Annotated in this window: 12 protein-coding genes; 10 read left to right on the top strand and 2 right to left on the bottom strand. The window is 69.6% G+C overall.

The window, feature by feature from the left end; genetic code table 11:
* Nucleotides 1-84: 84 nt before the first annotated feature.
* From WFH00_RS06055 to WFH00_RS06040, 4 genes are all read left to right on the top strand, one after another.
* A complete protein-coding gene (locus WFH00_RS06055) occupies nt 85-549 on the top strand; it encodes an ArsR/SmtB family transcription factor (protein WP_336659804.1) in 465 nt (154 codons plus the stop codon).
* 101 nt (nt 550-650) lie between these two features.
* A complete protein-coding gene (locus WFH00_RS06050) occupies nt 651-749 on the top strand; it encodes a 30S ribosomal protein bS22 (RefSeq protein ID WP_005504750.1) in 99 nt (32 codons plus the stop codon).
* 140 nt (nt 750-889) lie between these two features.
* Nucleotides 890-1,174, top strand: coding sequence for a glutaredoxin family protein (locus WFH00_RS06045; RefSeq protein WP_336660221.1), 285 nt, complete (start codon nt 890-892; stop codon nt 1,172-1,174).
* Between the two features lie 51 nt (nt 1,175-1,225).
* On the top strand, nt 1,226-1,528 hold the full coding sequence (locus WFH00_RS06040) for a Dabb family protein (RefSeq protein WP_336659803.1): 303 nt from the start codon (nt 1,226-1,228) through the stop codon (nt 1,526-1,528).
* Between the two features lie 55 nt (nt 1,529-1,583).
* Here WFH00_RS06040 and WFH00_RS06035 read toward each other — a convergent pair whose 3' ends face one another.
* Together WFH00_RS06035 and WFH00_RS06030 are read right to left on the bottom strand one after the other, a co-directional pair.
* Nucleotides 1,584-2,279: an SDR family oxidoreductase gene (locus tag WFH00_RS06035; protein ID WP_336659802.1), complete on the bottom strand. Its 696-nt coding sequence runs from the start codon at nt 2,277-2,279 to the stop codon at nt 1,584-1,586.
* Nucleotides 2,272-4,395, bottom strand: coding sequence for an FAD/NAD(P)-binding protein (locus WFH00_RS06030; protein ID WP_336659801.1), 2,124 nt, complete (start codon nt 4,393-4,395; stop codon nt 2,272-2,274). Before WFH00_RS06030 ends, WFH00_RS06035 begins: the two co-directional genes overlap by 8 nt.
* A gap of 194 nt (nt 4,396-4,589) precedes the next feature.
* Here WFH00_RS06030 and WFH00_RS06025 point away from each other — a divergent pair, with 194 nt between their 5' ends.
* The 6 genes from WFH00_RS06025 to WFH00_RS06000 all read left to right on the top strand — a co-directional run bounded on the left by WFH00_RS06025 (nt 4,590) and on the right by WFH00_RS06000 (nt 13,066).
* A complete protein-coding gene (locus WFH00_RS06025; RefSeq protein ID WP_336659800.1) occupies nt 4,590-6,233 on the top strand; it encodes a TIGR04028 family ABC transporter substrate-binding protein in 1,644 nt (547 codons plus the stop codon).
* Complete coding sequence (locus WFH00_RS06020) at nt 6,230-7,192, top strand: ABC transporter permease (RefSeq protein WP_336659799.1); 963 nt, start codon at nt 6,230-6,232, stop codon at nt 7,190-7,192. The genes WFH00_RS06025 and WFH00_RS06020 overlap by 4 nt, the downstream gene beginning before the upstream one ends.
* On the top strand, nt 7,189-8,097 hold the full coding sequence (locus WFH00_RS06015; RefSeq protein ID WP_336659798.1) for an ABC transporter permease: 909 nt from the start codon (nt 7,189-7,191) through the stop codon (nt 8,095-8,097). The genes WFH00_RS06020 and WFH00_RS06015 overlap by 4 nt, the downstream gene beginning before the upstream one ends.
* Nucleotides 8,094-9,827, top strand: coding sequence for an ABC transporter ATP-binding protein (locus WFH00_RS06010; RefSeq protein WP_336659797.1), 1,734 nt, complete (start codon nt 8,094-8,096; stop codon nt 9,825-9,827). The genes WFH00_RS06015 and WFH00_RS06010 overlap by 4 nt, the downstream gene beginning before the upstream one ends.
* Nucleotides 9,828-9,845: 18 nt before the next feature.
* Entirely contained in the window at nt 9,846-11,207 is a 1,362-nt protein-coding gene (locus WFH00_RS06005; protein ID WP_336659796.1) for an alkylhydroperoxidase domain protein, read from the top strand.
* Nucleotides 11,208-11,530: 323 nt separating this feature from the next.
* Entirely contained in the window at nt 11,531-13,066 is a 1,536-nt protein-coding gene (locus WFH00_RS06000) for a SulP family inorganic anion transporter (RefSeq protein ID WP_336659795.1), read from the top strand.
* The last annotated feature ends 44 nt before the right edge of the window (nt 13,067-13,110 follow it).

The raw sequence follows: 13,110 nt of genomic DNA, 5'->3' as shown, positions 1-13,110 counted from the left end.
CGATTCTGACATGCTACACACGCAGCGGATCGAGCGCTGCCCCGACGGGGGACAGGAGCGTGCTCGCCGACTACTCTGGTGCCTATGCCAGATATTTTCGGAGTCATCGCCGACGCGACGCGGCGCGACATTCTGCAGGTGCTGCTCGAGAAGCATCTGCAGAACGCCGAGATGAGCGTGTCCGAGATTGTCGGGAAGCTGGAGATCAGTCAGCCGACGGTTTCGAAGCACCTGAAGGTCCTGCGCGAGGCCGAGCTGGTGGCCGTGCGTGAGGTGGGGCAGCACCGCTTCTATTCGCTCGACCCGGAACCGCTCGAAATGGTCGAGGACTTCGTGATCCCGTTCCTGTCCGCGGGCTTCGAAACCGAAGTGACGGTCGAATATCTCTCCGAGGACGGGGAACGCGTCGCGGGGCCCGGCGAGGATGACGAGTTCGGCGAGGTGCTGCCCGAGGAAGCCGCCGCCGCGGCAGAACGCATCGGGCGGGCCGCTGCGCGAGCCGAGCATCGCGTGAAAGAGCTCGTCGCGCGCTTCAAGCTTCGCGGCTGAGGTCGCAGTCGCATCCAGTTCGCATCGTGGCGAAGGTCGCGGTAGGATAAGTGTTTTGTGGGCCCCGATCCCAGCGGCCCGAGAGACGTTGTGAGGTTATCGTGGGTTCAGTTATCAAGAAGCGCCGTAAGCGCATGTCGAAGAAGAAGCACCGCAAACTGCTTCGTAAGACGCGTCACCAGCGTCGCAACAAGAAGTAATCGCCGCCGTCGTGAGACGGTGAGCGATGCGTGGCGTCGGGCCTGTGGCTCGGCGCCTTTCGCATACCCGGGCGCTGGGCTGAGGAGCCTCGCGTCTTCACGTCGCACCGTTACCGAAGCCAGGAGCCGCCTTGTCGCCCGTGCACCTCACCCTCATCGGGAAGCCCGGTTGTCACCTCTGCGATGACGCCCGGGAGACGATCGAGGCGGTGCGTTCGGCGCTCGCCTCGGACGGCATCGAGACCGAACTCGAGGAGCTCGACATCCTGCAGGATCCCGCGCTCGCGCGCGTGCACGCCGAGCACATTCCGGTGGTGCAGATCGAGGGGCGCCGGCACGCGATCTGGCGCGTGGACGCCGAGCGCCTCACGGCCGCGGTGACGAAGGCCGCGCGCAATCCGTTGCGCCGCCTGCGTCGCTCGTAGCGCCGGGCATAACGACTTCACGCAGTTTCACCATCGACCCGAGGAGCGCACATGACCCTTCGCCACATCGTCAGCTGGAAGTTCGTGGGGGAGACCCCGGAAGAGCGGAGCGAGCGCGCCGCGGAGGCAACGGCCGTTCTCGAGCCGCTACGCGAGCGCATCCCGACGGTGCGCGCACTGTCGGTGCACCGCAACGAGCTCTTCGACGGAACGAATTACGATCTCACGCTGGTCGCCGATTTCGACGACGCCGACGGACTCGCGGTCTACGCCTCGCACCCCGAGCACCTGCCCGTCGTCGAACTCATGCAGCGCATCACCGTCGCTCGGGCAGCGAGCGACTTCACGGTGTAACAACGCCTGACCGCCCGGCGCGGGCTTCAGCTCGCGCCGCGCACGAGCGCACCGGCTACAGCCGCGCAATCTCCTGGCGCGGGCGCACCGCGATGTCGGTGATCTGCACGTCGGCAGGCGCTTCGACGACGAACCTGACCGTCGCGGCGACCGACTCGGGGCGGATGTAGCGCTCGGGCGTGTACTGGTCCTCGGGGATGTTGCGGCGGAGCATGTCGGTGTCCGTCTGGCCCGGCGCGATCGTCACGACGCGCACGCGGTGCGGCTCCTCGTCGATGCGCAGCACGTCCGCGGTCGCGCGCAGCGCGTGCTTGGTCGCGGAGTAGACCGCGCTCCCGCCGACCGGCCGCGTGCTCGCGCCCGAGCCGATGAACACGACGGTTGCCGAGGCCGCGCGCAGCAATGGAAGCGCCGCGCGCGTGATCAGCGCGGGCGCCTGCACGTTCACCGCGAACTGCTGCGACCACTCCGCGGCGTCGGCCTGTTCGACGGAGCGGTGATCCCCGATCGCGGCCGCGTGCACGAGCACGTCGAGCCGCTCGAGTTCCGCGATCCGCGTCGCGAGTGCGGCGTCGTCGGTGATGTCGAGCTGCCAAGCCTCGGCCCCCGTTTCCCTGGTGACAGCCGCGAGGCGCTCGGCGTTGCGGCCGACGGCGATGACGTGATGCGTCTGCGCAAGCTCCCGGGCGATTTCGCGGCCCATGCCGCTCGAGGCTCCGGTGATGAGGGCGACGGGGCGGGAATCAGGCACGTGAGGCTCCTTCGAATGGTGATGGAATGTCGTGGGCCGGCGAGGCGGGGTGCGGATCGCGCGAGCCGCCGAACGACCCCTCGCCTCGATCCGATCGCGCCCGCAGCGCTGTCTCGAGCAGGCTACCCGCGACGCGGTCGGTCTCGCGGAGCATCGGCGGATCGGTCCCCGGCATGGGACTGATGATCGTGCCGTGCAGCGCGTCATCGACCGGGATGCCCGCGACGTGCACGCTCGAGTCGAGATCGCCGCTCGGCGTGACGAGGCGCCCGGTGGCGAGGTCGACGTCGAAGGCGCCGGTCGGGCGGGAGTCGCCCCCGCGCGCGGAGATCGCGAACGCTCGCGCCCGTCCGGCGTCGAGCAGGCTCTGCGCGAGGGGATCCGCCGTCTCACCGACGTCGTGGAAGTGCATCCACGCATCGATGAGCGTCGACGACGTCACTGACGACTGGGAGACGAGCGGTGATTCGGCGACGAAGCCCGCGTCCGTGACGGTGAGGGCGGCGCGCGGCCCGATGAAGTGCACGAGGCCGGCCCGGGCGAGCGCGAGCAGCTGCCGGTTGCGGAACGCGGGCGGGCCTGACCCGGCCATCGCGCCCACGGCGTGAGTCATAGCGTAGCCCGACTCCCGCGACTCGGCGTCGAAGCCTCCGAGCGCGCCGACCACCTGGGCGACGCCGCGCGCTGAGCTCACCGACCACAGTCCAGCCTTCACCGCGCTGTCGTGCCCCAACTCCGCCTCGGCGAGGTCCCGCTCGACCCGGTCGACCACCCACGCGTCGAACGCCTCCGCGCTCGGGTGGAGCTGGCCGACGGGGCGCATCTCCCCGAGCAGATCGAAGCGATCCGCGGGGTCCGGTATGAACGGCGCGACCGCCGCGGCGACGCTCCGGGCGGCGGCAGTGAGCGGCTCGGGAGCGGCGTCTTCACCGAGGTGCGGCAGGATCGCGGCCGCGATCAACGGCTCGACCTCCTCGGCCGCTCCGGTGGCCGCCTCGGGCCGCACGCGTCGGAGCGTCCGGTAGTGGTCGAAGTACGCGTCGGCCACGACGCGCGGCCAGAGCTCGCGGTCGAAATTGATGGGTCGCGGCAGGCGCGACCAGTCCACGCCGAGGAGGAATCGCTGCTTCGCTCGCGGCGGCAGCGACCCGTACAGCGTCTTCGCGCGGAACGGAACGCCGCGCCCCGACGTGACGTGCAGCACGGGTTCCTCGCCGCTCGCCTCGTAACGGAGCCCGCCCGGGGCGGCAGCATCCGAGACGAACCGCCCGCCGCGCCCCGCGGTGAGGAGCGCCATCGTGTCGAAGAAGCCCATGCCGAGCCCGCGCACGATCACCGGTGCTCCGGCGGGCACGCGGCTCAGATCCTGCTCGACCGGGCTCCCCGGGCGCACCCAGACCAGCTCCGGGCGCGCGGCAACGACCGCGGTCAGCTCGCGCTCATCCGCGGTCTCGCCGCGCGGCATCCAACCCGTTGCCAGTACGAGGGAGTCCGCTGCGATCGCGGACCCGTCGCTCAGCTCGACCCGCTCGCGACCGTCAGCGACGCGCGCGATTCTCACCGCTCGCGCTCGGTGTCGCACGACGTGCACCTCGGGAGGAAGCGCGGCGATCGCGCGCTCGAAGCACCACACGAGGTACTCGCCGTAGAGGGCACGACTCGGGTGCGAGTCGGGGCGCAGGGCGCGCAGCTCATCCCGGTACGACTCGGCGAGCCCCTCGCGCAGGGGGAATGACGCGAGCATCGAGACGTGCGCTTCCGGGATACGCTCGCGAGCTTCGCGCAACTCCTCGGTGAGCGCCTCGCCCCCGAGCTGCGCCTCGAGCACGAGCACGCACCACTCGTAAAGCGTCGGCCCCTGCTGCACCGGCGCCGCGACCGACGCCCCGGGCTCCGTGAACAGAGTCACCGCGTCCGCGAGCGTGTTCATGCAGAGCTCGCGCGTCTGATCCGTGCGCCAGATGCGGCCGGCACCGAACTGAGCCTCGTCGACGATGTGCAGCTCGACGGCTTCGCCGCGAAACGGGGCGTCGGAGCGTGAGAGGTGCGCGCCGATCCGCTCGAGAAGTGACGCGCCGCGGGGACCGGCGCCGACGATAGCGATGGAAGCGGGCATTTCTCCGTTATACGCCCCGGAGGGAGCATTCACCGACACAGGTTTCCGTATGTGACGCTCGTGCTTCATGAAGTTTCGTGACACCGCCGATTTCCAATTTGTTATGTCATCCATAACAATAGCGTGGGAATTGGTTCGGATCTGAACCAGCTCGACGAACGCCAACCGCCAACGCGCACAGAGCAAGGAGCATCATGAAGACACGTCGGATCGCCTGGATCGCCGGATTGGCCGTCGCCGCGGTAGCGATGACGGGCTGCTCGGCAAGCTCGGGAGGCGACTCCGAGGGTGGCGCGGCGCAGGAGGGCGGCACGCTCACATACCTCGAGCCGCAGACCTGGAACACGCTCTACCCGCCGGCCGCCGGCTTCTACCCGAACGGCGGCATCGTGAATCAGGTGACGGATCGCCTGCTCTACCAGAACCCCGAGACCCTCGAGCTGGAGCCGTGGATCGCCGAGGAACTCCCCGAGGTCAACGCCGACGCGACCGAGTACACGTTCAAGCTCCGCGAGGGCGTGACCTACTCCGACGGCACGCCGCTCGACGCCGAGAACGTGGTCAAGAACTTCGACCTCTTCGGCAAGGGCGACACCGACCGTGCGCTCTCCGTCTCGGAAGCGATCAATAACTACGACCACGGCGAGGTCGTCGACGAGCACACGGTGAAATTCGTATTCTCCGCGCCGTCGCCCGGTTTCGCTCAGGCGACCTCGACGATCAACTCGGGCCTGCTCTCGAACAGCACGCTCGACCGCACCAACGAGGAGTTCGGCCCCGGCAACGCGACCGAGATCATCGGCAGCGGCCCGTTCGTCATTTCCGATGAGCAGATCGGCAAGGAGACCGACCTCGAGGTCCGCAAGGACTACGACTGGGCTCCCGAGTCGCGCGTGCACCAGGGGCGCGCCCACCTCGACGCGATCGACGTGATCGTCGCGGGCGAGTCGAGCGTCCGCGTGGGCACCGTCACCTCGGGACAGGCTCAGATCGCCCGACAGATCCCGGCTCCCGACGAGGCGCAGTTCACCGGAGACAAGCTGCAGCTCGTGCAAGCGGCGACGAACGGCGTCAACAACAGCCTCAGCTTCCGCTTCGATCACGCCCCGCTCGACGACATCAAGGTGCGCCAGGCGATCATCGCCGGTGTCGATCGGCAGGCCATCGTCGACACGCTCTTCACCGACAGTTACCCGCTCGCAACGGGCATCCTCGCCAAAACGGCTCTCGGATACGAAGACACCTCGGACTTCTACGAGTACGACCCGGACCGCGCGAAGCAGCTGCTCGACGAGGCGGGCTGGAAGCCGGGCTCGGACGGTATCCGCGAGAAGGACGGCGAGCGTCTCTCCATCACCTTCAACGAGGCGCTGCCGCAGCCGCGCTCGAAGGATGTCGTCACACTCATCCAGGAGCAGCTCGCGGGGCTCGGCATCGAGGTCAAGCTCTTCCCCGGCGACCAGGCCGCGCAGGATGAGGCGCGCCTCGACGCCGACACGATCCAGGTGTACCACTCCATGGTGGGCCGCGCCGACTTCGACGTGCTGAAGTCGCAGTTCTTCTCGACCAACCGCAATGCGCTGCTGAACCTCGACACCGAGAGCGGCGAGATTGCGGATCCGGAACTCGACGAGGCACTCGCGAAGGTCGCCTCCGTGCCGACCGCTGACGAGCGCGCCAAGGCCTCGGCTGCGGCACAGCAGATCCTCGCCGAGAAGGCCTACGTGCTCCCGCTGTTCGAGGAGCCCCAGGTCTTCGGCCTGCTCTCCTCCGTGCAGGGCTTCGCGACCGAGTCGATCGGCCGGCCCTCGTTCTACGACGTGCAGCTCGGCAAGTGACGAGGTCGGCGCTGCTGCGGCGCGTGGGCCAGGCGATCCTGGTCCTCGCGCTCGCGTACACCGCCGCGTATGTTCTGCTCGCGGCGCTCCCGGGCGACGCGGTCATGGCCCGGTTCGGTAACCCCGACCTGGGCCTCTCGCCCGAGCAGCTCGCTGAGATTCGGGCGAGCTACGGGGTGGATCGGCCGTTCTTCGTGCGGTACTTCGACTCGGTCGGTGCGTTCTTCCGCGGTGATCTCGGGTACTCGGTGCAGAGCGGCGCGGCGGTGTCGACGCTGCTCGCCGAGGCGCTGCCGTCGACGCTCGTGCTGGCAGTGGTCGCGCTGATCCTCGCCGTGTTTCTCGCGGTGGTCATCGCGTTCACCGCGAGCTACGGCGCGGGGTCGTGGCTGCGTCGCTTCTTCCGCAACCTCCCGCCGCTCTTCGTGTCGCTCCCGGTGTTCTGGATCGGCATCGTGCTGATTCAGATCTTCTCGTTCCAGCTCGGTCTGGTGCCGTCGATCGGGGCGAGCGAGGTGCAGGCGCTGATTCTGCCCGCGATCACCCTGGCGTTCCCGATCGCGGCGCCGCTCGCGCAGGTGCTGCTGCGGAGCATCGACGACGTCAGCGCGCAGCCGTTCGTCGCGGTGGTGCGGGCTCGCGGCGCGAGCACGGCCTGGCTGCTCTGGCGGAACGTCGCTCCGAATGCGCTGTTGCCCGCGCTCACGATGGCGGGCCTGCTCTTCGGGGAGCTCGTCGGCGGCGCGATCGTGACCGAAGCGGTCTTCGGTCGCGTCGGCATCGGCGCGCTCACGGCGCAGGCCGTCGCGAACCGCGACACCCCCGTGCTGCTCGCGGTCGTCGTCATCGCGACGGTCGTGTACGTCACTATCAATCTCGTGGTCGACCTGCTGTACCCCGTGCTCGACGCGCGGTTGCGGCAGCGGTCGGCCCGCGCAACCCGAGGAGCGAGCGCATGAGCGGCATCGATGCGGCAGCGGCCCAGGCCGCGGAGGCCGCGCGGGCTGAGCCCACCGCACAGACCGTGCCCACAGGCGCTCGCCTCAACCCCCGCCCGCGCGCCTGGCGCTCCCTCCTGCGACCGGGCATCCTCATTCCGGCCCTCGTGCTGCTCATCGCACTGGCGTGGGCCGTCGCGCCCGGGCTCTTCACTTCGGTCGGCCCGGCCGAGACGGTGGGACCCGCGCTGCAGGCACCGAGCGGAGAGCACTGGTTCGGCACCGATGCGACGGGGCGCGATCTTTACGCACGCGTGGTCTACGGTGCGTCTCAGTCGATCACCGCGGCGCTGCTCGCCGTCCTCGTGGGGCTGGTTTTCGGCTCGATCATCGGCGTCACGGCGGGCGCGGTCGGTGGTCGCGTCGACGAGGCTCTGATGCGCCTGGTCGATGTGCTCCTCGCGATCCCGACTCTGCTGCTCTCACTGAGCATTGTGATCCTGCTCGGCTTCGGCACGGCCAACGCAGCGATCGCGGTCGGTGTCACGTCGGTCGCGGTCTTCGCCCGTCTCTCGCGATCGCAGGTGGTGAGCGTTCGCGCGAGCGAGTTCGTCGAGGCGGCGTATGGCTCGGGCGGCACGTTCTTCAGCGTGCTGTGGCGCCATATTCTGCCCAACTCGCTGACCGCGGTCATCGCGCTCGCGGCGCTGCAACTCGGCTCCGCGATCCTGCAGATCTCGACCCTCGGCTTCCTCGGCTACGGTGCGCCGCCGCCCACCCCGGAGTGGGGCCTCCTCATCGCCGAGGGCCGCAATTACATCGCCACCTCGTGGTGGATCACCGCCCTGCCCGGGCTCGTCGTGGTGCTCGTGGTGCTCGCGAGCAACCGCCTGAGCCGGGCGATCAGCGACGGAGGCACCGCATGAACGCGCAAGCGAACGCGCACACACGAGCGAACGCGCACCAGCACTCCCACACCGCACCGCTCCTGAGCATCCGCGACCTCGCGGTGCAGTACCGCACGCGTCAGGGTCACGTCGACGCGGTGCGCGGGGTGAGCTTCGAGGTGCGTGCCGGCGAGGTCACCGCGGTCGTCGGAGAGTCGGGATCGGGCAAGACCACGGTCGCCCAGTCCGTCATCGGCCTGCTCGCCTCGAACGGCAGCATTACCGCGGGCAGCATCACGCTCAACGAACGGCGGCTCGGCACGACCGAGCTCGTCGGGCTCCCGGAGCGGCGCTGGCGCGATCTGCGGGGGCGCTGCATCGGCCTGATCCCGCAGGATCCGGGCAACTCCCTGAACCCGGTGCAGTCGATCGGCAAGAGCATCAGCGAGTCGCTCCGCATCCACGGCAAGCCGAGCCGCGGCGAGGTGCAGGACCGGGTGCACAGTCTCCTCGAGCAGGTCGGCATCGACAATCCCATCAAGCGCGCGAAGCAGCACCCGCATGAGTTCTCGGGCGGCATGCGTCAGCGCGTGCTGATCGCGGCCGCGCTCGCGAATGACCCCGAGCTGATCATCGCGGACGAGCCGACCTCAGCGCTCGACGTCACGGTGCAGCGCACGGTGCTCGACCTCATCGACCGGCTGCGTGAGGAGACGGGCACTGGAGTGCTGTTCATCACGCACGACCTTGCGGTGGCGGCGGATCGGGCCGACCGGGTCGTCGTGATGCGCGGGGGAGAGGTGCAGGAATCCGGGGCCGCGGCGCAGGTGCTGGCGCAGCCCTCGTCGGAGTACACGAAGCAGCTCATGGCCGATGCGCCGTCGTTCGGCAAGCTGGTGGAGCGGGAGACGATCGAGGTCGCGGGCGGGCCGGGCGCGGGTGCGGTCGGCGCCGTTTCGGGCGCTTCCGCAGCTTCCGAAGCCCAGCTCGTCGAGGTGACCGGTCTCCGGCAGGTGTTCGGCCGCGGCGCAGACGCCTTCGTGGCCGTCGATGATGTCTCGTTCTCGATCGCGCGCGGCTCGACCCACGCGCTTGTCGGGGAGTCAGGATCGGGCAAGACGACCACCGGCCGCGCCGTCGCGGGCTTCTCGGCGCCGACCGCCGGCGCGGTGCGGGTCGGGGATGCTGAGGTGACGTCGTTGCGTGGCGCCGCACTCCGGGAGTATCGGCGCACGACGCAGATGGTCTATCAGAACCCCTACGGTTCGCTCGATCCCCGGCTGACGATCGGGCAGACGCTCACCGAGCCGCTGCAGAACTTCCGCATCGGCACCCGGGGCGAACGCGCCGACCGCGTGGCGCACGCGCTCGAGGTCGTCGCGCTGCCGCCGGAGTTCGCTTCCCGCCGCCCGCGTGAACTCTCCGGCGGCCAGCGGCAGCGCGTCGCGATCGCGCGAGCGTTGATCGTCGAGCCCGAGCTGGTGGTGCTCGATGAGGCCGTATCGGCGCTGGACGTGACCGTGCAGGCCCAGATCCTGCGCCTGCTCGCGCGGCTGCAGAGCGAACTCGGGCTCACATACGTGTTCATCTCACACGACCTCGCCGTGGTGCGCCAGATCGCCGACACCGTCACCGTGCTGCAGGGCGGCAAGCAGGTCGAGCGCGGTGCGGCCGAAGCGGTGTTCGCGAACCCCCAGCATCCCTACACCCAGCGCCTCATCGAGGCGATCCCGGGAGCATCGCTCACCTCGGGTCACTGGGAAATCTGAAACGAAGGAGCAGCACACATGACGGAGCAGGCCACCGCAACCGCGGATCTCATCGACGCGCTTACGGGCATCGCACCCGGTGATCCCCTCGATACGGCTCGGGATCGCCGGCCCGACGCGCGGCTGCACGCCCAGGGCAGCTTCGAGGCGCTGTTCCTGCCCGCCGACGCCTCGCAGGTGTCACTGCCGGAGCGGGCGGCGGTCGCCCTCTTCGTCGCGCGGTTGCACGAGGAGCCGGAGGCGGTCGAGTTCTACGGGGCGCTGCTCCGCGAGACCGGTGGAGGCGCGGGTCTCGAACCGCTCATCGTCGCGGAGGCCGGTCGGGCCGCGGGGGTGGGACCGTACGGGGCCTTCCGCGCTGAGAACGCGCCCGAGAGCGTCGACGGGCCGGAGTACGCGGTCGAGTCGGTCGAGGCAGCGTACGCACTGGGCGACCGGTTGTCGGCTGCGCTCGAGCACGCGCACTTCCTCGTGCTGCATCCGCGCGATGCAAGTCGGGAGCGCCTCGGGCGTCTGCTCGAGGCGGGGTGGAGCACGACCGGCATCGTGACGCTGTCGCAGCTCATCTCGTTCCTCGCGTTCCAGCTGCGCGTCGCGCATGGGCTCCGCGAGCTGCGACTGCATCTCGGCGCGGAGGGCAGAGCGGGTGCGGGTGCCGCTGGTGCGGACGCCGCTGAGGGTGCCGCTTCTGCGCAGCCCCGCGACCTCGCCGCGCTCGCCGCAGAGGTCGCGACGGCGGCGCGCGAGCGGGCCGGTGAGAGCGCACAGACCGCAGTCTCACCCGCCTCGGACGAGCTTCCCGATGCGCCCCTGGTCGACGAGCCCCCGCGCTTCACGCAGGACGTGCTGGGCTGGAAGCCGTGGCTCGAGCCCCTGCCCGTCAGCGAATTCACCGAGCACCACTACGACGCCCTCGTGCAGCGCGACCGCGTGCACATGCCCTACTTCCGACTGCTCGCCCGCGACCCCGATGCGCTCCGCGAGCGCACGCTCACCGACCTCGACATCTTCTTCAACACGGATGCGGGTCTACCGCGCGCGGAGCGTGAACTCGCCGCCGCGGCCGCCTCACGCTTCAACGGCTGCGTGTTCTGCGCATCCGTGCACTCGCGCTTCGCCACCGAGCAGGGGGCGGATCGCGCCCAGGTGCAGCGCCTCCTCGACGAGGGCGTGACCGCGCGTCTCAGCCCGCGACTCGACGCGATCATCGACGCGACGGTCGCGCTGACCGCGACGCCGCCCCGCTTCGGTTCCGCCGAGGTCGCCGCGCTCCGGGAGGTCGGGCTCGGCGAGCTCGAGCTGCTGGACTCGATCCAGGCGGGTGCGTTCTTCAACTGGGCGAACCGCCTTATGCTCTCGATCGGCGAGCCGACCCGCTGAGCCGCTCGGCTGCGAGCGGAGCCGCTACCGGAACCTACAGCTCGTGCGTCTCGCCCTCGGCGAGGCGCACGTAGCGATCCGCCCCGATCGCTCCGCAGATCACCCGATCCGCGAGCGCCTTCCCGGCATCGTTCGCAAAACCGTCGTGCATGGTGCGTTCCTTCCCTGCCGTTGTCGTGAGCCTATCGCCGGGGTCTCCGGGGGTGGTCAGCCGGGGGTGGTCAGCCGGGGTGGTCAGCCGGGAGGTGCGCGCTGCGTGCCGTAGAGTGCTGGGGCGAGAACACGCCGATTCCGCGCCGCCCGACTCTTGAGAGTGACTTCGCATGACCGCACCCCAGCTGCCTCGCAGCATCGCCGACGTCCTCCGCAACCCCAGGCACCTGCCGCGCGAGGTGCTCGCCGGAGTCGTCACGACGCTCGCGCTCGTGCCCGAGGTGATCTCCTTTGCGGTCGTAGCGGGCGTCGACCCGATGACCGCGCTCGTCGCCAGTGTGGTGCTCGTGCTCGCGATGTCGTTTCTCGGCGGTCGCCCGGGTGTGATCACGGCGGCGGCCGGCTCGGTAGCGCTCGTCGTCGCACCGCTCACCCGCGAGCACGGCACGGAGTACCTGCTGCCCACCATCTTCCTCGCCGGGATCATCCAGGTGCTGTTCGGCGTCGCGGGTCTCGCGCGGCTCATGCGATACGTGCCGCGCTCCGTGATGCTCGGTTTCGTCAACGCGCTCGGCGTGCTCATCTTCATGGCGCAGGTGCCGCATCTGCTGCACGGCGGGGGAATCGGCGTGATCCTCTTCGCGGTCACCATCGTGATCGTGCTGCTGCTGCCGCGGATCACGAAGGTCGTGCCGGCGCCGCTCGTCGCGATCGTTGTCGTCACTGCGGTCGTGATGATCTGGCAGCTGCAGGTTCCGAACGTCGCCGACGAGGGTCGGATCGGCGGGGGACTGCCCGGGTTCACTCCGCTCGAGGTGCCGCTGAACCTGGAGACGCTGCGGCTGATCCTGCCCACCGCCATCAGTGTCGCGCTCGTCGGGCTCATGGAGTCGCTGCTCACGGCGAAGCTCGTCGACGACATCACCGAGACGCACTCGAAGAAGGGGCGCGAGTCATGGGGGCTCGGCATCGCGAACATGCTTAGCGCGGTCTACGGCGGCACCGGCGGCTGCGCGATGATCGGGCAGACCGTGCTCAACGTGAAGACGAGCGGAGGGCGCACGCGCGTGTCGACGTTCGCGGCCGGTGTGTTCTTGCTGGGGCTCATCACGGCGCTCAGCGAAGTGATGGGGCAGATCCCGATGGTGTCGCTGGCCGCGGTGATGATGGTGGTTGCCGTGACGACAGTTGATTGGCACAGCGTTCACCCCCGCACGCTGTTGCGGATGCCGTTCCCCGAGACTCTCGTGATGGTGGTGACGATCGCGGTCGTGGTGGCGACGAGCAACCTCGCCTATGGCGTGCTCGCCGGGGTGCTGCTCGCGATGGTGCTGTTCGCGCGGCGCATCGCGCACGTGATCTCGGTGACGCGTGTCGAGACCGAGAGCGACGAGCCGGGTGCTGCACCGGGCGCCGAGTCAGCCGCTGCGCCGGGCGCTGAGTCGATGGTGCGCTACCGGGTGCGCGGGCCGCTCTTCTTCGCGAGCAGCAACGACCTCGTCGAGCACTTCTCGTACGCCGAGGATCCCTCGCACGTGGTCATCGACCTCAGCCAGGCACAGATCTGGGACGCTTCGACGGTTGCGGCGCTCGACGCTATCGAGACCCACTATGCGAAGCACGGCGCGACGGTGTCGATCGAGGGCCTCGACGAACACAGCACCAAATTCCACGGCCGCCTGACGGGCCGCCTCGGCGGCGCCTGACCCGCCCCCGCCCGCCCGCGCCCCTGCCGTCCCCGCCCCCGCCC

This window comes from Leucobacter sp. USHLN153 (genome assembly GCF_037145615.1).
GTDB lineage: Bacteria > Actinomycetota > Actinomycetes > Actinomycetales > Microbacteriaceae > Leucobacter.
This window is presented reverse-complemented; position numbering and strand designations above follow the sequence as displayed.